The organism is Streptococcus sp. 11-4097, from assembly GCF_018215285.2.
In the GTDB taxonomy this organism is placed as follows: Bacteria; Bacillota; Bacilli; order Lactobacillales; family Streptococcaceae; genus Streptococcus.
In genome coordinates, this window is the sequence record NZ_CP185262.1 from 1,988,239 (window position 1) to 2,010,447 (window position 22,209).

The window sequence follows — 22,209 nt, forward strand, 5'->3', positions numbered from 1 at the left end:
CTTACTGTCCTCCCTTCAATACTTTTAGTTGTACGCCTGCTTGACGAATGGCTTCTTGGGCACCTGCCAACGCTGCTTTTTCACCTGACAAGACCACAACTAATTCTCCAACAGGAGTACCATCGAGAATTTCGATATTTCCATAGAGGATATTAGCCGTTACTTGATAATGCTTGTACAATTCATTCAAAAGTGGCTCGTCTGTTGAAGCACCTGCATACTTGAGTTGCACCAAAAGGCTATTTTCAGACAGATGTTGCACGATTTCTTGCTTCTCAATTTTGACCATGGCTTCGTCAATACCAGTGGCTGTTGAGATAAAGTCTTGCGTCAAAGGTTGTTTAGGATTTGAGAAAATTTCAAGAACGCTACCCTCTTCAATCAAATGCCCATCCTGCATCACTGCCACACGGTTGGCAATGTCTTTGACAATCTGCATTTCATGCGTAATCAAGACAACAGTCAAGCCTAATTTTTGGTTCAAATCTTGCAACAAGGCCAAAATCTGCTTGGTTGTCTTAGGGTCAAGGGCAGAAGTTGACTCGTCTGAAATCAAGATTTTTGGATCATTAGCCAAGGCACGCGCAATGGCTACACGCTGTTTTTGCCCTCCAGATAGTTGTGAAGGGTAGTTTTCAGCACGGTCTGCCAAGCCAACCAAGTCCAGCAACTTGGCTACTTTAGCCTTCTTTTCTTCCTTACTGAGTCCAGAGTGTTTGAGGGCAAAGGCTACATTCTCCTCTGCTGTCTTTTGGCTCATCAGGTTAAAATGCTGGAAAATCATCCCGATATCTTGACGTTTACGACGCAACTGCTCTGCCGTCAAGGTCACCTTACCATCAAAAATCACATCATCGTCAATGGTAATTTTCCCTGCAGATGGCTTTTGCAAAAGGTTAATCACCCGTACAAGGGTTGATTTCCCTGCTCCAGAATATCCAACGATTCCGTAGATATCCCCTTCTTGGATGTGAATGGTCACATCCTTGACCGCTGTGATGGTTCTCTTCTTTTGATGAAAAGTCACATCGATCTGATCTAACTTGATAATATCTCTACTCATAGCTTCTAATCAGCTCCTCTACTAATTCAATATGGGTGTAATAATCGGCGATTCGCACATTTTCATCCCCACCGTGGTCTCGACTATTGGCATTTCCTAGACCGAAGGCCACCATTGGCACCTCTAGGGCATCAAAGACCGTATGCATAGGCCCTGTCCCAGCTGTAGTCGGCAAGACTGAAACGCCCTGTGGATAGAATTTCTTGGCCAACTCGATCACATTGAGAATGGCTGGTGCGCTCATATCGCTTCGATAGCTCATCTCTCCCAAGGTATAGTATAATTCTACCTTATCAAAACCATTTTTGTCTAGCTGTTTCCGAATTTTTTCCAGAACATCATGCGGTTCTAGGCCAGGAACCAAACGAACCTCTAGCTTAGCACTAGCTTCTGCTGGTAAAATCGTTTTGACTCCTTGTCCTTGATAACCTGACTGAATCCCTTCGATATTAAGAGCTGGCTCAAAAAAGAAACGTTTTAGAAAGGCTACACGGTCCTCTTGTAAGAGAGGCAATTCCAAGCCATAAATCTGGCTGATTTCCCCAGGATTGCGTTGAGCATAGGCATCCACCAAGGCTAATTCTCGTTCATTCGGCTCTTGTACTTCTTCGTACAAACCTTCAACCAAGATACGGCCATCTGCGGCACGAAGGGACTGTAGGGCTTGAAGGAGGTACCAAGGAGCTGATTCCACAACTCCTCCATAACTAGAGTGGATATCCACATCCGCACTTTTTACCTTGGCATCAAAGGTCACAATCCCCTTATTTCCACCAGAAATTTCTAACTGCTCCAAGGCATTCTTGGTCCCTTGTTCCCAAACTAACAAATCTGCACCACGGAGTTTATCCGCATGCTTTTCTAGATACTTATCTAGGTCTGTTGAAGCCGATTCCTCCGCTCCCTCCATGATAAAACTGATATTAACAGGCAAATCATCATGGTGCTGCATGTATTTTCTCAAAGCACTCAAACGAGCTGTGATATGACCCTTATCATCGTCAACCCCACGCCCATACATGAAGCCATTGCGCACTGAAAGAGTAAAGGGATCCTCTGTCCAGATCTGATCCCCATCCGCTGGCACAGTGTCATAGTGGTTATAGAAAATCAGAGTCTTAGCATCTGGACGCGAACTCTTGAAATGCGCCATGACAAAGGGAGCCGTATAAGTCTCATCAATCTCCACTTCAGCCCCAACACGTTTGAAAATCTCACCCAGATAGTTAGCAACTTCTTTGAGACCCACCTGTTGGGCAAAGACCGACTTCTTAGAAATCAAGGTACGCAAAACCTCAAAATAATGCTGGGCCACATGATCCTTTTCAAATTTTTCAATCTGTTCTTGTTCGCTAGGAAAAACCATATTCTCTCTACCTTTCTATGAACCTATAGTCTTCTTTACAATCCATGCTCTATACAAAAGCAAGAGGTGGAATTTTCTCTCCCACCTCCCTGTTTCTTATTACCAAACTGGTTGATCCAAACCGTCTGATGTTTCTTCGATAACTTTTTTCACGTCATCTGTGTGGTAAGCTGCGATCACTTTCTTGATAGCATCAGCCTTAGGTGATGTTTCCCAATCTTTTTTCGCAACGATGATGTTGTACCATTGTTTTGAATTTTCATCAGCTTGTTCTTTGAAAAGTGCTTTCTTGTAGTCCAATTTTGCTTCTGTAACGAAGGTATTGTTTACAACGGCAGCGTCAACTGATGACAATGAACGAGCTGTTTGGCTAGCATCCAATTCAGTAATTTTCAAGTTCTTTGGATTTTCTTTGATGTTAGCAACTGTTGCAAGAGCAGTTCCTGAAACGTCCAATTTAATCAAGCCAGCTGATTGAAGCAAGTAAAGCGCACGGCTTTCGTTTGTAGCATCGTTCGGTACAGCGATTTCTCCGTTTGCTGGGATGTCTTCTACTTTAGTGTACTTGTTGTCACTTCCATTCAAACCTGAGTAAAGACGGATTGGAGAGATGTAAGTATCTGCAATCGCTACAAGGTCTTTCCCGTTTTCTTTGTTCCAGTTGTTCAAGAAGTTATAGTGTTGGAAAGCGTTCAAATCTACTTCGCCATCAGCAGTTGCCTTGTTTGGTTGTGAGTAGTCTGTGAACTCCGTAAATTCCAAAGTGATACCGTCTTTTTTAACCAATTCTTGGATTTTGTCCCAACGTTTTTCTTCAGAACCGCTACGGTTAACAGTTGCGATTTTGATAGTTGTTGCATTGTCTGCTTTCTTTTCTGAGTTTCCGCAAGCTGCAAGAGCCAAACCTGCGACTGTAGCAAGGGCTGCTACACCAAGCCATTTTTTAATTTTCATGATTCTTTCTCCTTAAAAATAATACCGTACTAGTATCTCACAATTTGTTTGATTTCACAAATTGTTATTATATAGTCAGATATATAGTTTAAAACTATATCCCTAAAAACCGAGAAATCACCCCCCCCTTACTCAGAATGGATGATTTCAAATAATTATTTAATATCAGCTTCTGCTGGTAGGTAAGTGTCCCCGAAGAATTGTTTTGACAATTTTTCAAGAGTTCCGTCTTTGTAGAGTTCTTGGATACGTTTGTCTACAAATGTTTTCAACTCATCTTGACCTTTAGCAAGAAGTGGGTAAACATAAGGTTGTTGGTCGCTTGGAAGTTCGATAACTTTCAAGTTGTCCAAACCTTGGTCCTTGATGACTGTTTCAACACCGATTTTATCAAAAATCTTGTAGTCAAACTGGCCATCGCTCAAGCGTCCCATGATTTGTTGGAAGTCTGCTTTAGTATACTTTAGGACAGTTGGATTATCTGAATGTTGTTTGTTGTAGTCTTCTAGCTGTTTAGCAGAAGTTGTCCCTTGAACAACTTCTGTTGATTTTCCACCGATATCATCAAGCGATTTGATGCTAGGGTCATCTTTTTTCACTACAAGAACGTTAGGGTTTTTAGCAGTTGGAGCTGCATAAAGGTATTTTTCAGCACGTTCTTTAGTGTAGCTGATGTTGGCAACAGCCATATTGTAACGGTCGGCATCAAGTCCTGCAAAGACTCCTGACCACTCTGTCTTCTCAAACTTGACATCATACTTGTCAGAGTCTTTAAAGATAGCGCGAACCACTTCAATTTCGTAACCAGTCAATTCGCCATTTTCTTCATAGTTGAATGGTTTTGGTGTAGCATTAGTTGCAACGATAATTTCTTTCTTGCTAGCTACTTCTCCTTCTTTCTTAGCACCACCTGAGCAAGCTGCTAGTACACCTGCAGCAACAAGCCCTAGGGCAGCAAGAGATGAGTATTTAACGATTTTTTTCATGTCATTTCCTCCAAAATAGAATACCTTATAATCTTAACAGAAAAAGACCATTTACGCCATTATATGATATCTATCTCTGTGATAGGTTTTCTTTATGGCTGATTTATACTCAATGAAAATCAAAGAGCAAACTAGGAAGCTAGCCGCAGGTTGCTCAAAGCACTGCTTTGAGGTTGTAGATAGAACTGACGAAGTCAGTAACATATATACGGTAAGGCGACGCTGACGTGGTTTGAATTTGATTTTCGAAGAGTATTAAAAGACCAAACGTAAAACTGCAATTAAGACCACTCCAAAGAGAACTGTTCCGACTAGATTGCGGTAACGAAAGGCCACCCAAGCCGTTGGAAAGACTGCTAAGAAGTCCAGCCATTTGATTTGAGGAAGGCTACCAACCTTGCCTGTCACTACACTTGAAAGAATCAAGGCAAAGATAATAGAAACGGGCAAGAATTTCAAAAAACGCTCAACGATAGCAGGCAAGCCCTTATACTTGACCAAGATGAAGGGAATCATACGGGGAATCCACGTCACCAAGCCAGAGAAAACAACTGCTAATAAAAGATACTTACTGACCATCTAAAACCACCCCCATGCTACAACCAAGTAGCGTCGCAAACAGAACAGCTAGCGACTGAGACACCACTGTCAAGAGTAAAAAGAAGGACACAGCAACAACTGCTAAAATAATAAACAGATTGCGAACAGGAATCCGTCTTTGCATAATCTGGAATTGCGAAGCAAAAATTCCGATAAACATCCCAACAAGAGCAAAATCTAAACCAAAGATCTCTGGATTTGGCAGCAGGCCACCTAGAGCCGTTCCAACCACTGTTCCCACAAACCAAGCCACATAACTGTTGAGATTGTTTCCGTGCATCCACATAGGATTGACCTTGTCTATATGGGCCAATTCCCCCATTAAAACGCCATAAGTCTCATCCGTCAAAAGGCTAGACATACCGATATTTTGCCAGAGACTGGTATGACGGAAATAGGTTGACGCATGCAAGCTCAGCAAAAAAAGACGCAAATTAATCAAAAAGACCGTCATCGCAATAGCTGCTACAGGTGCTTGAACCGCAATCAAGGCCAACATGGCAAACTGGGCACTCCCAGCATAAACAAAGAGGCTCATCAAGCCCATCTCAACAGGTGTCACATAGGGCGCACCAATAATCCCACAGGCCAGTCCGATACTGACATAACCAAGGGCCGTTGGCATGGCTGCCTGCGCCCCCTCCCAAAATCCTTTTTCTTTCATCTTTCTCCTCGTATTGTCTTAATAAATGGGCTGAATCAGTTCCAGCCACAGCATGGACTATTATAACACATTCAGGAAAGAGAAAAAAGTCTGCTGATTCTCATCAGACAGACTCCATTTTATTCTTATTTAATCTTGAAGAATTGAACAATTGCCACAATACCTTGATAAATAAAGACAAAGGCAATGGTGTAACTAATATAGAGACCGGTCATCAATGGGTATCCCATCATGATTAAACCTGCTACGATTCCTAAAATCCCCATCCAAACTAGAGGGGTACCTACCGATTTATCCGTCTTACGAACCTTGAAACCAACGATAGTTTTTGTAATACCATTTGTCAAGGCCCATAAAGAAATGATAAATGGTACAAATGTTACCATTTCAATAAAGCTACCTGAGAATAAGGTAAGAGCGAGGATGAGGGTAACAATTCCTCCAAATAAATTCCAGCCATGCTTTTCTTCTGATTTGAAGTATTGTACAATCTCAGAAATCCCTTGAACTGCAAATACAAGTGCAAACAAGAAAGTCATGGAAGCCAAGCTAATAAGAGGATGTGCAAACATATTAAAACCTGCAAAAACTGCAAAAATACCCGCAATTAGTAACAACCATTTCCAAATTTTCGACATTATTTTTCTCCTTTTTTAGAGGAATCTTCCTCTAGTATTCCATAAATCATCATATCCAAAACCTGTGATAATTGATGTTCATATCCTGAAACCAAGTTAGATAGAGGTCTGATTTCCCTGAAAAATTATGATACAAAACTCCTTTGGCAATACCATCCACTTTACAAAGTTCATTGATGACAAAACCTTGATAGCCTTTTGTAGCAAATTCAAACAAAGCAGCGGTAATGATTTTCTCTCTTCGTAGTCTTGTTTTTTCTTCTTTTCTCATGTATTTACCTCTACATTTTTTAATTATAAACCGATTGGTCTAAAATGTCAAGCAACTTTCTCAAAAATTTAACAGTCTGCTGATTGTAGCCATCATAAACAGACTGGAATCCAGTCTCAAACATATAATATACACATTCTTCGCTAAATGTTTTCACGGATATTCAAGAGTATGATAAAGGCAGCTAGAAGAAATAGCAATAAAACAAAGCTAACTGCCAGAGTTCCAAAGCTAGTAGCAATGGTTACCAAAGCTATTGTAAATAAGCTAGGTAAAACAACTGTAATGGCGCCGATAGAGGATTGAACTGCTCCCATTGACTCCTCAGGTATTTGTTTAAAAATGAGTTCCTGTAATCGAGGAGAGAGGATACCTGCGAAAAAGGCATCCAAGGCACTAAAGATAAGAATCCAGTCAAAACGAACTGCCACAAAGCCAACTAAAAGGAGTAATTGGATAATAAGCGAGGCATATAGGGCTAGTTTTATGGAGATTGTATTCTTCAGATAGCCACTCACAAGGCTTCCGACAATAAGGGCTGACAATTCAAGGGTGGATAACAAGGCAAGAGATTGACCTGTTTGTAAATTCAAAAAGGGCTGATTCCTCAAAAACAGAGTAGAAACAGGAACTGTAACATTTATCACTGCTTGACTAATAGAGATAATAAACAAAACCAAGAGCACCTTATTCATATTCCATATCAATTTTGATGATTGGAGCAGATGCTGGCAAAAGGATTTTACAGAGAGTCCTTCTTGATAGCTAATCGTTTTTTCTACTTTCAAGAGGTCTGTTTTTATGAAAAGAATACCTAAAAATGCGATTAAAAAGGTCAGAGCATTCAGTAAGGAAATAGACTGGATAGATAGAATACCTAGTAAGACTCCTCCTAGAATATTACTGATTGTTTTCACTAAACTAACAGTTGACTGTTTAAATCCAATAGCTTCTGCCAGATGGTCTTGCCCAATAATTCTAATGAAAATCGGAGTGAGCATGGCGCCTGAAAAATAACTCAATGTGTCAGATAAGAGGTTAATCAGACAAATAAATGCTACTAATAACAAGGAAAAGGACTGCCCTGAAAGTGATAAAGAAACGATAGAGTAAAGCAAAAATTTTGCAAAACTAATCATTGTATATTTTAGGACACGATGATGTTGAAAATCCGCCAAAACTCCCAGAAAGATTTGCAGAACTTGAGGAAGGGTTTCTGAAATCGTGATCAGTAAAATCGCCAAAGGGGCAAAAGATGCATCTGTCACATAATTCAAAAAGGCCAGATAAAAAATCGTATCCCCAACCGTTGAAATCCACTGGTTGATGGTTAATTGCCTAAAATCTCTATTTTGAAGAAATACTTTCATCACAACTCCTTTTTGAATTCAAATGGGAATCTTTCCCCAAGGATAGACCACGATACTACTAACAACCAAAATTACAGTAACATCAAAAGCTGACCAATGCCATTGTAGACTATATGCAATCCAATAGGCCAATAAATTGACTTTGTTACTCTAAATAAGACTGCAAATATAAGGCCGCCACCCATATAGTAGACAAAGTCTGTCAAGACCCAACCATGACTACTAATGTGCAAGATTCCAAATAATATAGCTGATCCGAGTACATCCAGTCCCCATTTCTTCCCTTTTTCCAGAGCAGTCATCACTAATCCACGATAAATCATCTCTTCAAAAATGGGGCCTGCAATCACAGGATAAAAAAAATACATCAAAAATGCCGTAGCTCCTGTAAAAGTAGGAGCAGCATGTTGATAAGAAATTTCATTTCGAGTAGGTGGAAAAATAAAAAATGTAACAAAATTCCAAATAACAAAAGCAAGAAGAGCTAGAAAAGAATAGAAAAGATAGGACCCTTTAAACTTTCTACTATTGATTTGTTGCCATCTCCCTGACTTAGTCATAGCAAAAAAAGAAAGAAGAACTACAAGAAAATTCAACATCATATCCGACAAATAGTAGGCAAAGTCAGATAGACCAGTAACAAGGTTGCTGCGTAAAACTAGACCACTGAACTTCTGGTCAGCAATAACTAGTAGAAAAGCTATAAACAAGTAGTAGCGTGAGATTATCTTTTTCATTCTATTTTCTCCTATACTATGAAATAAAGATAGTATAACACGAAAATTGGCTTATTTTAAAAAATCGCATATTTGACATTTTTGCTTATAAAAATTTCAGATTTGCGATTTTGGTATATTTGATTATTTCACTGGTATAATAAAGTTATCACTAATTAAGGAGTGGAGCAACTATGAAAAAACAAATTTTAACATTATTGACAATCGTTGCTGAGATTATTATCATTTTCCCGTTTCTAACTAATCGATAAGTTCTTTGTATTGCTGAAAACGCAATGCGAAGAGGGCTGTTAATTGTGGATTTTCTAATACTTGCAGAGATTGGATAAAGTGTTCAATCTCTTTTTGATTGTTTCCTTTGGTTTGAAGGAAAATACTCATTTTCTTTAAAAATTGCCTCAATACTTTTTCAAAAACATCGTATGGACGAAGCATACTCTCCAGCTCAGCTTCAAAGATTGGGATGTAAGAGAAAAGTTTGCGCTCCATGAGCTCTGATATAATATTCAGAAATCCACTTTTCATATACAGTCTATTATGTACCAACTCTTTAAATTCCTTAGATTTCTCAAGTAAAGTGGTTGATAAAAATATCAAATCTTGATTGCTCAAGAAAGGCATGGTATTACAGAATATATAGAGTTCAAACCAGGTCCAAGACTCAATAGCGTAGAGGTAGGTAGTTAAAAACTCGCTATCCTCCTCTGCTAGCGGATAGCTTTTATCTAAGGAATGGATAGCATCTTTAATCACAATGGCATTCAAACGACGATAGGTCTCTGCCATCTGTTCTTGCTTGATTTTCTCCAACAGTTGCTCTAAGCCAGCGATATCTTGGTGGGCAAAGCGATCCACAACCTTTCTGCCAAATCGCATATGTGGAGATTCTTGATAGTTGTTGAGTTTGTGCCCAAATTCATCAAAGGTCACATTGATCCCTTGGATAGCTAGGATTAGCTTGTCCGCAGATAGCATAGACTGCCCTAGTTCAAACTTGGACAACTGAGAAGCTGTTAGTCCCTCACAGGCCACATCTGACTGCTTGAGTTTTCTCGCCAAGCGCAATTCCTTGTAAAATTCCCCCAATTCCATTCTCTCAATCATCTGACTACCTCCTAGCTTTTGCATATTATATCATTATTTTTATGGTTTTGTCAAAATATTCTGACATTTAAGAGAGCAAAAAAGCCAGCCTTAAGCTGACTCCTTATTCCATGGTATCAAAAGCGAGACTTGGTTTGGCATTGAGGTCCAAGTTTGCAAAGTTTTCTTTGTTCCACTCGCTGACGCTGGCATAGGCAATCATTCCTGCATTGTCTCCGCAGAGTCGCAGAGGTGGGATGATGACATTGACATCTGTGATTTCAGCCGCTAGGCGTTCTCTGAGACCTTTATTGGCTGCCACACCACCTGCCACGACAAGAGTTTTAACAGGGTATTTCTCCAAAGCCTTCTTGGTTTTTGCCATGAGAATATCCAGGACAGCTGCTTGGAAGGAAGCACACAAAGCCTCTGTGGACAAGCTTTCTCCCTTTTGCTCGGCATTGTGGTGAAGATTGATAAAAGCCGATTTCAAACCTGAGAATGAAAACTCCAGATTATCTTCCTTAATCATGGCACGAGGAAAATCATAAATATCCTGTCCCTGATGAGCTAGCTCATCAATCTCACGACCGGCAGGATAGGTCAAGCCCATGACACGGCCAACCTTATCATAAGCCTCACCAACCGCGTCATCTCGCGTTTCCCCAACAATCTTGTAGTCACCAGCCTCCGAAACATAAACCAACTCTGTGTGTCCACCGCTGACCAAGAGGGCTAGCAAGGGAAACTCCAAAGGCTCCACACTCTGAGCGGCCATGAGGTGGCCAGCCATGTGGTTAACGGGAATCAGCGGAAGCCCATGTGCCCAAGCAAAGGCCTTGGCAGCTGACAAACCAACTAGTAAGGCTCCGACCAAGCCCGGTCCATAGGTAACCGCCACAGCTGTTACGTCCTCTTCGGTAATTCCTGCTTCTGCTAGAGCCTCCTCGATACAGGCTGTAATGACCTCGACATGGTGACGACTGGCTACTTCCGGCACTACGCCTCCAAAACGTTTGTGGCTCTCGATTTGACTAGCAATGACATTGGACAAGAGCTGGTCGTCGTTTTTTAAGACAGCGACACTGGTCTCATCACAGGATGTCTCAAATGCTAAAATATATCTATCCTTCATCTATTTCTCTCTTCATGATGATGGCGTCCTCGACTGGGTCATGGTAGTAGGCCTTTCGCTCAGCGATGACTGCCATCTTTTCTTTCTTGTAAAATGCTTGCGCTCTTTGATTTGACTTTCTGACTTCGAGGAAAATCTCCTTATCTGCCGGCAATTGAGCAAACAAGGCTGATGCAATCCCCTTACCCTGATAGGTTTGTTTGACAGAGATTTGCAGAACTTCTGCCTCAAAAAGATTCTCCTGCACAGCTAGAAAGCCAATCACTTCTGCCCCATCATAAGCCAGAGCATACCAAGTCTGGTCTTGGGACAGGTCTGCTTGGATTTGTTCCAGCGTCCAAGGACTGACTGGGTAAACAGTTACCATGACAGCGTAGATGGCTTGAGCCAAGTCAGGCTGTTGTTGGATTCGTTTGATTTCTATCATAGGCGTTTAATGTAAGACTCGCCAGACTCGGTGTGATTCTTGAGCCAGTTTTCCTCAGCCTCAACACGTTTGAGGTAGTTCGGCACAAAATCATGCAAGGAGTCTGCTTCCTTGTCCCAAGCCAAAAGAGCAAGATTAGCTGCATTTGGCAGGGTTTCTTTGTAATTAGTCCTTGGCAAGTGTTCTTGAATCTGCTCCACAAAGGGGGCAACTTCTCCGACAAAGGTAACCTGACTAGCCCCCTTGATTAGCTCAATGACTCGCTCAAAGGGTAAGTGCGCTTCTGGCATGACAGACTTAGCATTTTCATAAAATCCTGCATAAACATTGTTGCGACGCGCATCCATCAAAGGAACGAACAAACCTTCTTGTTGGTAGGGCACCAAAGCCAAGAGGCTAGACATACCAACCAACTCAATGTTCAGAGTATGAGCAAGTGTCTTAGCAGTTGCTACCGCAATTCGCAAACCTGTGTAGCTACCTGGCCCTTCCGCCACCACGATTCGGTCCAAATCCTTGGGTGTCCAGTCCACACTTGCCATCAAAAAATCGATGGCAGGCATGAGGGTAATACTGTGATTTTTCTTGATATTAATCGTCGTCTCGGCAAGAACCTGCTTGTCTTCTAAAATAGCGAGAGAAAGAGCCTTGCTGGACGTATCAAAAGCTAATACTTTCATAACACATTCCTATCTTTTTGTCTGCTTACTATTATACTACAAAAGCTGGCACATGGGAATTTTCTTTATCCCTAAACAAAAACGCCCCAGCATGAGCAGGGCATCTAAGCATTTAATCCAAAGTAGAAAACGAGCCAGACAACATAGGTTACAAGGAGGATAAAAATTGAATAGAGCGTCACAAAAGCAAGCTTCCAAAGGAATTTTTTTTGCGGTGTCCCAGATGTACAAACAGAGCATTCCCCCATAGACACAGGCTACAAAGACTATAAACACCAAGAGGCGAACCCCTATCGCAAATTCAAACAAACTAAACATTCTTAATCCTACTTTTGGTATTCCTATTTTTATATAAACTGTTGACTATGTTGGTCTATCAATGTTAAAATGTAATTCAACACTGGTAGGAAAATCAGGTTGAGTCGTTGACTCTTCGGGTTGCGGTGCTATCCCTGAAACTTTGGTTTCTAAAGAACTGGAATTGCGATTGATTAATTCGCCCCCAGTGTTCGACAGCTCTTGACTTCGGTCAGGAGCTTTTTGATGCTTTTAAAGTTGATTCCCTCAGTAAGTTATAGTAAAATATAAATATTGAGAGGATAACGTAGAGTGACTGGTAACAGAGCGTTCAAAGGTACCAACTTCTGGTACGGGTGTGGGACTGCCTTCAGCTTTGAGCTGTAAAGACCCCTGACTACCATTGGTCCTCTCTTTTTGCTTACTCTTAAATTAAGTGCTTGTCTTTGCCTTTTAGTAAGCACTCCACTCCATCTTGCTATTTCTACATCGTTATACTTATAGATTAACTTCTTAACCTCATAGATGATAAAATGGAGTAAAGGTTGAGATTTGGTCTGACTTGGTGACAAGTCTTTCAAAGGTTGTGATTCAATCACTTCAGGTAATGGTGCTGCCCCTTGAGCTTGCTCAGAAAGATCCCTTAATTTTGTCTCAGCCTTTTTGTTTGCTCTTGAGATTTCTCAAGAGCTTTTTCTTTTTTCAAAGATATCATTCTGTCCCAACCATCTACACCAACGATTAATGAAACTAGAACTATATTCTCCCTTAAATCTACTATCTCTTTAGATTTCCCCTTTAATTATAACACCTAAGCGCTCTCCGAACGAATCCTATCTATCTTTTGCTCCCTCTTCCCCTCACGACTTTCTCGTTTCCGTCTTTTACTAATTTTTCATTTTGTGGTATAATTGAAATAATTGTAACGAATCAAGGTCAATCTAGACACAAAATGGAATGAAATCAAGCAAATCTATGCTAAAAGTTTGGAATAAGCTGACCTGTAAATAGAAAGGAACTATATGATTTACAAAGTTTTTTATCAAGAAACAAAAGAACGTAGCCCACGTCGTGAAACAACACGCGCACTTTACCTAGACATCGATGCTAGCTCAGAACTTGAGGGCCGTATCGCTGCTCGTCAACTTGTCGAAGAAAATCGCCCAGAGTACAACATCGAGTATATCGAACTCTTGTCTGACAAATTGCTAGATTACGAAAAAGAAACTGGCGCCTTCGAAATTACGGAGTTCTAATATGGCCTACACTCTTAAACCTGAAGAAGTCGGCGTTTTTGCCATCGGTGGTCTGGGAGAAATCGGGAAAAACACATATGGGATTGAATACCAAGACGAGATTATTATCGTCGATGCTGGGATTAAATTCCCAGAAGATGACTTGCTTGGTATCGACTATGTCATTCCTGATTACTCTTACATCGTAGACAATATCGACCGCGTCAAGGCTGTTTTGATTACGCACGGACACGAGGACCACATCGGTGGGATTCCATTTCTACTTAAGCAAGCAAATGTTCCAATCTATGCTGGACCACTTGCCTTGGCTTTGATCCGTGGAAAACTCGAAGAACACGGCCTCTTGCGCAACGCCAAACTTTACGAAATCAACCACAACACTGAGTTGACCTTTAAAAATCTCAAGGCAACTTTCTTTAGAACCACTCACTCTATTCCAGAGCCTTTGGGGATTGTCATTCATACTCCTCAAGGAAAAATCGTTTGTACAGGTGACTTTAAGTTTGACTTTACACCAGTTGGTGAACCAGCGGACTTGCACCGTATGGCTGCCCTTGGTGAAGAAGGCGTACTCTGTCTCCTGTCTGACTCGACAAATGCGGAAGTGCCAACCTTTACCAACTCTGAAAAAGTCGTTGGCCAGTCCATCATGAAGATTATCCAAGGCATTGAAGGACGCATCATCTTTGCATCCTTTGCCTCAAATATCTTCCGTCTCCAACAAGCAACAGAAGCCGCTGTTAAGACTGGACGTAAGATTGCGGTCTTTGGTCGTTCTATGGAAAAGGCCATTGTCAACGGAATCGAACTTGGCTACATCAAAGCTCCTAAAGGAACCTTTATCGAGCCAAATGAAATCAAAGACTACCCTGCAGGCGAAGTTCTGATTCTCTGTACAGGTAGTCAGGGTGAGCCGATGGCTGCCCTCTCTCGTATCGCCAACGGAACCCACCGTCAGGTACAACTCCAACCAGGCGATACGGTCATCTTCTCTTCAAGCCCAATCCCTGGAAACACTACTAGCGTCAACAAGCTGATTAACATCATTTCAGAAGCTGGTGTCGAAGTTATCCACGGTAAGGTTAACAATATCCATACATCTGGACACGGTGGCCAGCAAGAGCAAAAACTTATGCTCCGCTTGATTAAGCCAAAATACTTCATGCCTGTTCACGGTGAATACCGCATGCAAAAAGTCCACGCTGGACTAGCGGTGGATACTGGTGTTGAAAAGGACAATATCTTTATCATGAGCAATGGTGATGTACTTGCCCTCACTGCTGACTCAGCTCGTATAGCAGGTCATTTCAACGCCCAAGATATCTATGTCGATGGAAATCGTATCGGTGAAATCGGTGCTGCTGTCCTCAAAGATCGTCGTGATCTATCTGAAGACGGTGTCGTTCTGGCAGTCGCAACTGTTGACTTCAAATCGCAGATGATTCTATCTGGTCCAGACATCCTCAGCCGAGGCTTTGTCTACATGAGAGAGTCTGGCGACTTGATTCGCCAAAGCCAGCGTATCCTCTTCAATGCCATTCGTATCGCACTGAAAAACAAGGACGCTAGCGTTCAATCTGTCAACGGTGCCATTGTCAACGCTATTCGCCCCTTCCTCTATGAAAATACAGAACGTGAACCGATTATCATCCCTATGATCCTCACACCAGACGAAGAATAAAGCAAGAAAACAGCCCCGAAGACGGAGCTGTTTTTCTCTATGCTTTCTTTTGAGATTAAAACTCAATAAAAATCGAAATCAGACTAGAAGGCTAGACGAAAGCATAACTCAAGTTAGCTCCCATAGTTCGGGGAACTATGGGAGGCTGTAGATGAATCAAAGCCAAGCTTTGAACTCATTCATAAGAATCCGACGACGTATCATTTTGATTTTTGAAGAGTTTTAGAAATACTACGATTTTTACCTTCTAAATAGACCATCAAAATAGAAATATCTGCCGGGTTTACTCCCGAAATACGGCTGGCTTGGCCGATGGTTTCTGGATTGATGAGTTTGAACTTCTGACGGGCTTCGGTTGCGATAGAATCAATGTCATCCCAGTCGATATTGGCTGGAATGCGTTTTTCTTCCATCCGTTTCATCTTAGCAACCTGATCCATGGCTTTGGAAATATAGCCTTCGTACTTGATTTCTGTTTCAATCAATTCGATAATCTTGTCATCCAAGTCCTCAGCAGCTGGTCCGATGAAGGCTACCACATCTTGGTAAGAAACTTCTGGACGGCGAAGGAATTCCTTGGCTGTCACTGCATCGGTCAACGGCTTGAAACCCATCTCCTCAACCTTGGCATTGATTTCCTTGACTGGCTTGAGTTTGATACTGTCTAGGCGCTTCATCTCATTGTCAAATTGATTTTTCTTAATTTCAAAACGAGCCCAGCGTTCATCATCCACAAGGCCAATCTCGCGTCCCATCTCTGTTAAACGCATATCGGCATTGTCATGACGGAGAATGAGACGGTATTCAGCACGACTGGTCAATAGACGGTAGGGTTCAATGGTTCCCTTGGTCACCAAGTCATCAATCATGACCCCAATATAACCGTCACTGCGCTTCAAAATCAACTCAGGCTTGCCTTGGATTTTCAGAGCCGCATTGATACCCGCGATAATCCCTTGGCCTGCTGCTTCTTCGTAACCTGACGTTCCATTTGTCTGACCAGCAGTGAAAAGTCCTGAGATTTTCTTGGTTTCCAGAGTCGCACGCAACTGGTGAGGCAAGACCATGTCGTATTCAATGGCATAACCTGTTCGCATCATCTCTGCATTTTCCAAACCTTTGATAGAATGAACCAGCTCACGCTGTACATCCTCTGGCAGACTGGTTGATAGGCCTTGAACATAGACTTCCTCTGTATTGCGACCTTCTGGCTCAAGGAAGAGTTGGTGGCGTTCCTTGTCCGCAAAGCGCACAATCTTGTCCTCAATTGACGGACAGTAACGAGGCCCCACTCCCTTGACCACACCTGTAAACATAGGTGCACGGTGGAGATTGTTTTGGATAATCTCATGACTGGTACCATTGGTGTAGGTCAACCAGCATGGCACTTGGTCCTTGACATAATCCTCATCTCGTGAAGTGTATGAGAAATGATTAGGCGCTTCGTCTCCTGGCTGAATCTCTGTCACGTCGTAATTGATAGAAGAAGCCTTGACACGTGGAGGTGTTCCTGTCTTGAAACGACCGATTTCGAGGCCCAGTTCCTTGAGATTGTCAGCAAGGTTAATCGAAGCTAGGCTGTGGTTTGGACCTGATGAGTACTTGAGGTCTCCGATAATGATTTCCCCACGGAGGGCCGTCCCTGTCGTCACGATAACAGCCTTAGCAGCATATTCTTGATGGGTCGCTGTACGAACACCGACAACCTTGCCATCTTCCACCAAAATCTCATCAATCATGGTTTGACGAAGGGTCAAATTTTCTTGATTTTCAACTGTCTTGCGCATTTCCTTAGAGTAAAGCTCCTTGTCAGCCTGCGCACGAAGGGCACGAACAGCTGGCCCCTTCCCTGTGTTGAGCATCTTCATCTGGATGTAAGTTTTGTCAATGGTTTTAGCCATTTCACCACCGAGGGCATCAACTTCACGCACGACAATTCCCTTGGCAGAACCACCGATAGAGGGATTACATGGCATGAAAGCCAGCATTTCAATGTTGATAGTCGCAAGCAAGACCTTACAGCCCATACGGCTAGCAGCTAAGGAAGCCTCGACCCCAGCGTGTCCCGCACCAATTACAATAATATCGTATTCTTCAGTAAAATTATATGTCATGTTTCTCTCCTATTTCTCAAGATGAATGTGTCTTAGTTGGCCGTCCCAATCTGGTAGAGCTGTTTTCAAAAAGGCTGGAACTAGCTGGATATTCTGAAGCTGATCCAAGTCAATCCATTCACAAGGCTGCCTTTTCTCATCTTCCTGCATGGTCAATGGAGCATCCCCAAGCAAGTCCACCAGATAATGAAACTCAATGTTGTGATAGGAAACACCGTCCTGTTCAAAACGATTTTCAACTACAAAAGCTAGTTGCCCAGCTTGAGCTTTGACACCCAGTTCTTCCCTCACTTCACGAACTACAGCCTCCTCCGTTCTTTCATTGACTTGAATCGCACCGCCGATAGTGTAATACTTGCCCCTGTCTTTGGTAACTAAAAGCTTGCGATTTTGGAGAATCAAGGCTGTCGCCCGAACGCCAAAAACCGTATTGTCTACTTTTGTCCGAAAGTCTTGCTGAGTCATTCTTATCCTTTCCCTTAAACGACACAAAAAACAGTCAAAACTCCAAAGAAGTGCAGGACAAAAAAGCCTGCAACATCCATGAGCTTTGACCATCATTTCTATTGCTTTTATTATTGTAGCAAATTAAGAAAATTTGTCAATCTAAATGTACTGACAAACTTGTCCATCGCGGTAAGCATTGTCAATCAAACCACCACCTAGACACTCTTCGCCATCGTAAAAGACGACAGCCTGTCCTGGCGTTATCGCACGTTGCGGTTCCGCAAAGATGACCTCTGCCTTGTCTCCCTTGACATGTACTGTCACCTTAGAGTCAGGCTGACGGTAGCGGAATTTGGCTGTGCATTCTAGCGTAAATTCCTCTGGCATGTCACGAGTAAAGTGAACCTGACTAGCCTCAAGGCTAGTTGACATGAGCGAATCATGATAGAAGCCTTGTCCTACATAGAGAATATTCTTGCTTAGGTCTTTTCCGACAACGAACCAAGGGGCATTGTCACCGCCGTGTTGGCCACCGATACCGAGACCACCACGCTGACCGATTGTATAGTACATAAGGCCTGCATGCTCGCCCATATCGCGACCATCCACAGTCATCATGCGACCAGGCTGAGCTGGTAGGTAGTTGCTGAGGAAGTTTTTAAAGTTCTTTTCTCCGATAAAGCAAATCCCTGTCGAGTCTTTCTTCTTAGCTGTAGCAAGGCCTGCTTCTTCTGCGAGTCTGCGAACTTCAGGTTTTTCCAAATGTCCCAATGGGAACATGGTTTTTTGAAGTTGTTCTTGCGAAAGTTGGCTGAGGAAATAGGTCTGGTCCTTGCCGTTGTCCACGCCACGAAGCATGTGAACAGTGCCATCCTCATCACGCGCCACTCGGGCATAGTGCCCAGTCGCTACATAGTCTGCCCCCAAGGTCATGGCATAGTCCAAAAAGGCCTTAAACTTGATTTCCTTGTTACACATAACATCTGGATTTGGCGTGCGCCCTGCACGGTATTCTGCTAGGAAATATTCAAAAACGCGGTCCCAGTACTCTTTTTCAAAATTGATAGAGTAGTAGGGAATGCCAAGCTGATCTGCCACGGCAGCCACATCCTTGTAATCTTCGGTCGCCGTACAGACGCCGTTTTCATCTGTGTCATCCCAGTTCTTCATGAAGATACCGATTACATCGTAGCCCTGCTCCTTGAGAAGAAGAGCTGTCACCGACGAATCGACACCACCACTCATCCCCACAACAACACGTGTTTTAGAGTTATCACTCATGGTAAGTCTCCCATCTATTCGTTTATTCACGATTGAAGGTCGTGTGTGCTTCACGATTGAAGGTCGCTTGAGCAGTATTCATTATAACATGCTTGGTTGGAGAAGACAAGAAAGAGGCTGATAATCTGATATTCTATTTGATAGAAACAGAAAAATAATTAAAAAAGGGCAATGAACAGTTAAATCTCGATTCTACTTATAAACTTATTTATAAAATAAGCTAAAAATGATATACTGTAATGAGGAGGAAGTCGTACATGATCCCTTTAAGATACTACCATCCATGTACGTAGTACGATTGTGAAAAACTACAAAGATATTCTAACATCAAAAAATACTATTTTTACTATCATTATTGTTGTAGGTCTTGGACTTTTAATAGGTTTAGTCATTCATCAAGAACATATCCAAGCAGAGAGAGGGAACATCGCTCTCAGCAAACAACATAAGAATGGACAAGATGTCGAACAAGTAAAAAATGCTATTAAAAACTTCAATATTGATTCTGAAACGATTATAGAGGATTGGAAAAAAATTCAAGAATTGAAGCCAAACACTGACGAAGGCAAGCAAACATTAGCAGACTTTCTTACTACTACGTCCGATAAAATCACCAATCATTATAGCGAAAAAGCTTTAAAAATGGATATAAAGGAATCCGATAGTCAGTTTGAAGATAAACAAAAACTTGAAACAGCCATCACTTCCTTACAAAAAATACTAGAAATCATTAAAAGTGTCAACTCCACAAGCGAACAAGCCACTATTGATGAAAAAATAAAACCCATCCAAGAACTGATTTCAAAATTCCAAAAGCAAGTTGAAGTCTTGACCAAAAAAGAAGAAGAACAAAAGTCTAATAAAAAAGAAACAGAAACGACTAGTAACGTTGAGGGAAGAGAAAGCTATTCTTCAGAAGGAGGTAGCTACACTCCAAGCTATACTGAGTCAAATGGGAACAGATATAATTCACAAGCACCTGCAAGCGAGCAATATTCATCTGATAGTGCCAGAAGTGGGGGAAACACTGCTGTCAATACACGAGATCAAACTACTGATACTGCAGGAACTCAAGGAGATACGAATACCAATAATAATAGTAATAATGCTGAGGTTCGCGATACTAACAGTAATAATCGCACTAATTCAGCTGGAGAAACTCCAGAATCTCGTCAGCCGTAAGCAATCTGTTATTACTACTATCTAAAAATTGTCTTTTATCGAATAAAGTATATAAAAGGCTAGCAAAAACTAACTTTCCAATAAAACCACACAGTGATTCTATCAGCTTGATTGTGTTCAAGGCTGAAAACACTGTGTGGTTTTTGAACATTCAGAGATTCGTTTTTTTGGCATTGTCTATCAGAATGCTCGATTATCTGTCAATAATCCTAGAAAATCTTGTCTCTTCAAGTCGGAGAAATGTTTGGTAGAAAGACTTCCTTTTTGAAGTCCATCATCTCTAACCTGTAAATAATAACTATGTTGGCTTGTTTTAATTGTCAAAAAATCGCCAAACACAAAAGCTCTCTTCCAGTTGCGAATTTCAAATTCTTTCATCTCTGATTTTGGAATGCGGATAAGTCCTTGCCGCAAATCGCGATGGTGCTCACTTGTGAAAGTCATCCCATTCCCAAGATTTCTTATCAGCAGTTCATCTGGAGTCACCATCACCAGCGCTATTTTAGTTAAGAAAATTTCAACTGTTGGTGGTAAAATCGCCAAATTAAACCAGGGATGTAGGTAGCGATAGGCTAAGAAATAATGAGGCTCCTCACCCAATCCTAGTTGTTTATATAAGGCCTTGACCTCACTATCTAACCTCGCTTCAAAAGACACATCCGAATGCTCTTCTTCCTTCCTCTGATTAACATAACGCATCCAGACTAGGAAACCTATAAAGACTATGATAAATATTCCTGATAAGAGATATTTTACATTGTAGTTCATCACTTAACCTCCTGATTCACGACTCTACCTAAAGCAGAGGCCTATCTATTTTGAAAATAGTTCCATAACAACTTTAAATAAGATGGGTGTCATTAAAATTAGGATAATTCCTATCACAAATATCATGACTACTCGAAAAAGTTCCTTATTTTTAAACATTTTTCCACCCCTTTTCTAGCTACATCATTATAGTCATTAAGCTCATTCTAAAATTACATCAAGCTTATTTTACTTTTATTTTCTACTTTTTATATTACTATGATACAATATTTTTAATTGAATTTTATTATTTGTTAACTTTTTTCACAAAAAGGAGAAAACCCATGCGTTATGATTTCGGAAAAGTCTATAAAGAAATACGTGAGTCAAAAGGATTGACCCAAGAAGAGGTCTGTGGGGAGGTTCTCTCAAGAACCAGCTTATCAAAAATTGAAAGTGGTAAAGTAACTCCCAAATATGAAAATATGGAGTTTCTTCTCCGGCAAATCAATATGAGTTTTGAAGAGTTTGACTATATCTGCCACCTCTATCAACCGAGCCAACGAACAGAAATCATGCAAACCTATCTCAATATGAGCTCAACCCTAGGGACTAGTGAACTCGAAAAACTATTTCAAAAATGCCAAGACTATCTCAAAACCCACCACGACCTACCCATAGAAGAAATCAGAGATATGTTGGAAATTGTCATTCATATCCGTCAACATGGTACAGAGCAACTGTCAAACCAAGTGAAACAGACTGTCACAAAACTTTGGGAGAAAATTGAAAAACAAGATACATGGTATGAAAATGACCTAAAAATCCTCAATACCATCCTTTTCAGCTTTCCCATTGAACACCTCCATCTCATCACTGAAAAAATCTTGCAACGCTTGGAAGTCTATAAAAACTATCAACATCTACATGACTTGCGAGTGACAATCCTACTCAACCTTTCCACTATTTACTTATACAATCAAGACAAAAACATGTGTAAGCAAATCTGCTATACTTTACTAGAGGACGCCAAGAACAAGAAAAGCTACGATAGGCTTGCTATCTGCTATGTCCGTATCGGAATTTGTAGGGATGATTCTAAGCTTATCCAAAAAGGGTTCTCCCTTCTGGAGCTGACCGATGAAACTTCTATTCTAGCCTTTCTCAAAAAAGAAGTGGAGATCTATTATCAACCGAAAGAAATATAAAAAAGTCGAGGGATTTCCTCGA

The 22,209-nt window shown here is 41.4% G+C and carries 22 protein-coding genes and 1 pseudogene; 4 read left to right on the forward strand and 19 right to left on the reverse strand.

The window, feature by feature from the left end:
* Window position 1: 1 nt before the first annotated feature.
* The 15 genes and pseudogenes from KB197_RS09850 to KB197_RS09920 form a co-directional block, all read right to left on the reverse strand.
* On the reverse strand, window positions 2-1,063 hold the full coding sequence (locus KB197_RS09850; RefSeq protein WP_078238053.1) for a methionine ABC transporter ATP-binding protein: 1,062 nt from the start codon (window positions 1,061-1,063) through the stop codon (window positions 2-4).
* Entirely contained in the window at window positions 1,056-2,429 is a 1,374-nt protein-coding gene (locus KB197_RS09855) for a M20 family metallopeptidase (RefSeq protein ID WP_049491224.1), read from the reverse strand. The genes KB197_RS09850 and KB197_RS09855 overlap by 8 nt, the downstream gene beginning before the upstream one ends.
* 99 nt (window positions 2,430-2,528) lie before the next feature.
* Window positions 2,529-3,383 (reverse strand): MetQ/NlpA family ABC transporter substrate-binding protein, encoded by an 855-nt coding sequence (locus KB197_RS09860; protein ID WP_000694523.1) that lies wholly within the window; start codon window positions 3,381-3,383, stop codon window positions 2,529-2,531.
* Window positions 3,384-3,538: 155 nt separating this feature from the next.
* Complete coding sequence (locus tag KB197_RS09865; protein ID WP_212573740.1) at window positions 3,539-4,369, reverse strand: amino acid ABC transporter substrate-binding protein; 831 nt, start codon at window positions 4,367-4,369, stop codon at window positions 3,539-3,541.
* 255 nt (window positions 4,370-4,624) lie between these two features.
* Complete coding sequence (locus KB197_RS09870) at window positions 4,625-4,948, reverse strand: AzlD domain-containing protein (protein WP_033685607.1); 324 nt, start codon at window positions 4,946-4,948, stop codon at window positions 4,625-4,627.
* Window positions 4,938-5,633, reverse strand: coding sequence for an AzlC family ABC transporter permease (locus KB197_RS09875; RefSeq protein WP_212573739.1), 696 nt, complete (start codon window positions 5,631-5,633; stop codon window positions 4,938-4,940). Before KB197_RS09875 ends, KB197_RS09870 begins: the two co-directional genes overlap by 11 nt.
* Before the next feature lie 125 nt (window positions 5,634-5,758).
* A complete protein-coding gene (locus tag KB197_RS09880) occupies window positions 5,759-6,271 on the reverse strand; it encodes an HdeD family acid-resistance protein (protein ID WP_023948489.1) in 513 nt (170 codons plus the stop codon).
* Window positions 6,272-6,320: 49 nt separating this feature from the next.
* Window positions 6,321-6,542 (reverse strand): TetR/AcrR family transcriptional regulator, encoded by a 222-nt coding sequence (locus KB197_RS09885; RefSeq protein WP_004250194.1) that lies wholly within the window; start codon window positions 6,540-6,542, stop codon window positions 6,321-6,323.
* Between the two features lie 143 nt (window positions 6,543-6,685).
* Window positions 6,686-7,912, reverse strand: a complete 1,227-nt coding sequence (locus tag KB197_RS09890) for an MFS transporter (protein ID WP_212573738.1) — start codon at window positions 7,910-7,912, stop codon at window positions 6,686-6,688.
* 71 nt (window positions 7,913-7,983) lie between these two features.
* Window positions 7,984-8,649 (reverse strand): CPBP family intramembrane glutamic endopeptidase, encoded by a 666-nt coding sequence (locus KB197_RS09895; RefSeq protein WP_212573737.1) that lies wholly within the window; start codon window positions 8,647-8,649, stop codon window positions 7,984-7,986.
* Window positions 8,650-8,889: 240 nt separating this feature from the next.
* A complete protein-coding gene (locus tag KB197_RS09900) occupies window positions 8,890-9,753 on the reverse strand; it encodes an XRE/MutR family transcriptional regulator (protein WP_023948225.1) in 864 nt (287 codons plus the stop codon).
* A 103-nt stretch (window positions 9,754-9,856) separates the two neighbouring features.
* A complete protein-coding gene (gene tsaD, locus KB197_RS09905) occupies window positions 9,857-10,867 on the reverse strand; it encodes a tRNA (adenosine(37)-N6)-threonylcarbamoyltransferase complex transferase subunit TsaD (RefSeq protein ID WP_212573736.1) in 1,011 nt (336 codons plus the stop codon).
* Window positions 10,857-11,294 (reverse strand): ribosomal protein S18-alanine N-acetyltransferase, encoded by a 438-nt coding sequence (gene rimI, locus KB197_RS09910; protein WP_212573735.1) that lies wholly within the window; start codon window positions 11,292-11,294, stop codon window positions 10,857-10,859. The genes tsaD and rimI overlap by 11 nt, the downstream gene beginning before the upstream one ends.
* Window positions 11,291-11,974: a tRNA (adenosine(37)-N6)-threonylcarbamoyltransferase complex dimerization subunit type 1 TsaB gene (tsaB, locus tag KB197_RS09915; protein WP_212573734.1), complete on the reverse strand. Its 684-nt coding sequence runs from the start codon at window positions 11,972-11,974 to the stop codon at window positions 11,291-11,293. Before tsaB ends, rimI begins: the two co-directional genes overlap by 4 nt.
* 104 nt (window positions 11,975-12,078) lie before the next feature.
* A pseudogene (locus tag KB197_RS09920) lies at window positions 12,079-12,292 on the reverse strand (hypothetical protein).
* Between the two features lie 1,001 nt (window positions 12,293-13,293).
* Between KB197_RS09920 and KB197_RS09925 the strand changes: the two are divergent.
* Entirely contained in the window at window positions 13,294-13,527 is a 234-nt protein-coding gene (locus KB197_RS09925) for a DNA-dependent RNA polymerase subunit epsilon (RefSeq protein WP_000639572.1), read from the forward strand.
* A gap of 1 nt (window position 13,528) precedes the next feature.
* Window positions 13,529-15,208, forward strand: a complete 1,680-nt coding sequence (gene rnjA, locus KB197_RS09930; RefSeq protein WP_000331986.1) for a ribonuclease J1 — start codon at window positions 13,529-13,531, stop codon at window positions 15,206-15,208.
* 200 nt (window positions 15,209-15,408) lie between these two features.
* Here the strand turns inward: rnjA and mnmG are convergent, their stop codons facing one another.
* From mnmG to mnmA, 3 genes are all read right to left on the reverse strand, one after another.
* A complete protein-coding gene (gene mnmG, locus KB197_RS09935) occupies window positions 15,409-17,322 on the reverse strand; it encodes a tRNA uridine-5-carboxymethylaminomethyl(34) synthesis enzyme MnmG (RefSeq protein WP_212573733.1) in 1,914 nt (637 codons plus the stop codon).
* A 9-nt stretch (window positions 17,323-17,331) separates the two neighbouring features.
* Window positions 17,332-17,787 carry an NUDIX hydrolase gene (locus KB197_RS09940; RefSeq protein WP_212573732.1) on the reverse strand — a complete coding sequence of 152 codons (456 nt, stop codon included), beginning with the start codon at window positions 17,785-17,787 and terminating at the stop codon, window positions 17,332-17,334.
* 141 nt (window positions 17,788-17,928) lie between these two features.
* Complete coding sequence (gene mnmA, locus KB197_RS09945) at window positions 17,929-19,050, reverse strand: tRNA 2-thiouridine(34) synthase MnmA (RefSeq protein ID WP_064276779.1); 1,122 nt, start codon at window positions 19,048-19,050, stop codon at window positions 17,929-17,931.
* A gap of 300 nt (window positions 19,051-19,350) precedes the next feature.
* On the opposite strand from mnmA, the gene KB197_RS09950 reads away from it, so the two are divergent.
* A complete protein-coding gene (locus tag KB197_RS09950) occupies window positions 19,351-20,232 on the forward strand; it encodes a hypothetical protein (protein WP_064276780.1) in 882 nt (293 codons plus the stop codon).
* A gap of 180 nt (window positions 20,233-20,412) precedes the next feature.
* Here the strand turns inward: KB197_RS09950 and KB197_RS09955 are convergent, their stop codons facing one another.
* Window positions 20,413-21,000 (reverse strand): hypothetical protein, encoded by a 588-nt coding sequence (locus KB197_RS09955; RefSeq protein ID WP_212573731.1) that lies wholly within the window; start codon window positions 20,998-21,000, stop codon window positions 20,413-20,415.
* 323 nt (window positions 21,001-21,323) lie between these two features.
* Between KB197_RS09955 and KB197_RS09960 the strand changes: the two genes are divergently transcribed.
* Window positions 21,324-22,187 carry a helix-turn-helix domain-containing protein gene (locus KB197_RS09960; RefSeq protein ID WP_212573730.1) on the forward strand — a complete coding sequence of 288 codons (864 nt, stop codon included), beginning with the start codon at window positions 21,324-21,326 and terminating at the stop codon, window positions 22,185-22,187.
* Window positions 22,188-22,209 lie beyond the last annotated feature (22 nt).

Excerpts from the sequence above, each read along its gene's own strand:
- KB197_RS09850 (WP_078238053.1), bottom strand. The coding sequence starts at position 1,063 with ATGAGTAGAGATATTATCAAGTTAGATCAGATCGATGTGACTTTTCAT.
- KB197_RS09855 (WP_049491224.1), bottom strand. The coding sequence starts at position 2,429 with ATGGTTTTTCCTAGCGAACAAGAACAGATTGAAAAATTTGAAAAGGAT.
- KB197_RS09860 (WP_000694523.1), bottom strand. The coding sequence starts at position 3,383 with ATGAAAATTAAAAAATGGCTTGGTGTAGCAGCCCTTGCTACAGTCGCA.
- KB197_RS09865 (WP_212573740.1), bottom strand. The coding sequence starts at position 4,369 with ATGAAAAAAATCGTTAAATACTCATCTCTTGCTGCCCTAGGGCTTGTT.
- KB197_RS09870 (WP_033685607.1), bottom strand. The coding sequence starts at position 4,948 with ATGGTCAGTAAGTATCTTTTATTAGCAGTTGTTTTCTCTGGCTTGGTG.
- KB197_RS09875 (WP_212573739.1), bottom strand. The coding sequence starts at position 5,633 with ATGAAAGAAAAAGGATTTTGGGAGGGGGCGCAGGCAGCCATGCCAACG.
- KB197_RS09880 (WP_023948489.1), bottom strand. The coding sequence starts at position 6,271 with ATGTCGAAAATTTGGAAATGGTTGTTACTAATTGCGGGTATTTTTGCA.
- KB197_RS09885 (WP_004250194.1), bottom strand. The coding sequence starts at position 6,542 with ATGAGAAAAGAAGAAAAAACAAGACTACGAAGAGAGAAAATCATTACC.
- KB197_RS09890 (WP_212573738.1), bottom strand. The coding sequence starts at position 7,912 with ATGAAAGTATTTCTTCAAAATAGAGATTTTAGGCAATTAACCATCAAC.
- KB197_RS09895 (WP_212573737.1), bottom strand. The coding sequence starts at position 8,649 with ATGAAAAAGATAATCTCACGCTACTACTTGTTTATAGCTTTTCTACTA.
- KB197_RS09900 (WP_023948225.1), bottom strand. The coding sequence starts at position 9,753 with ATGATTGAGAGAATGGAATTGGGGGAATTTTACAAGGAATTGCGCTTG.
- tsaD (WP_212573736.1), bottom strand. The coding sequence starts at position 10,867 with ATGAAGGATAGATATATTTTAGCATTTGAGACATCCTGTGATGAGACC.
- rimI (WP_212573735.1), bottom strand. The coding sequence starts at position 11,294 with ATGATAGAAATCAAACGAATCCAACAACAGCCTGACTTGGCTCAAGCC.
- tsaB (WP_212573734.1), bottom strand. The coding sequence starts at position 11,974 with ATGAAAGTATTAGCTTTTGATACGTCCAGCAAGGCTCTTTCTCTCGCT.
- KB197_RS09925 (WP_000639572.1), top strand. The coding sequence starts at position 13,294 with ATGATTTACAAAGTTTTTTATCAAGAAACAAAAGAACGTAGCCCACGT.
- rnjA (WP_000331986.1), top strand. The coding sequence starts at position 13,529 with ATGGCCTACACTCTTAAACCTGAAGAAGTCGGCGTTTTTGCCATCGGT.
- mnmG (WP_212573733.1), bottom strand. The coding sequence starts at position 17,322 with ATGACATATAATTTTACTGAAGAATACGATATTATTGTAATTGGTGCG.
- KB197_RS09940 (WP_212573732.1), bottom strand. The coding sequence starts at position 17,787 with ATGACTCAGCAAGACTTTCGGACAAAAGTAGACAATACGGTTTTTGGC.
- mnmA (WP_064276779.1), bottom strand. The coding sequence starts at position 19,050 with ATGAGTGATAACTCTAAAACACGTGTTGTTGTGGGGATGAGTGGTGGT.
- KB197_RS09955 (WP_212573731.1), bottom strand. The coding sequence starts at position 21,000 with ATGAACTACAATGTAAAATATCTCTTATCAGGAATATTTATCATAGTC.
- KB197_RS09960 (WP_212573730.1), top strand. The coding sequence starts at position 21,324 with ATGCGTTATGATTTCGGAAAAGTCTATAAAGAAATACGTGAGTCAAAA.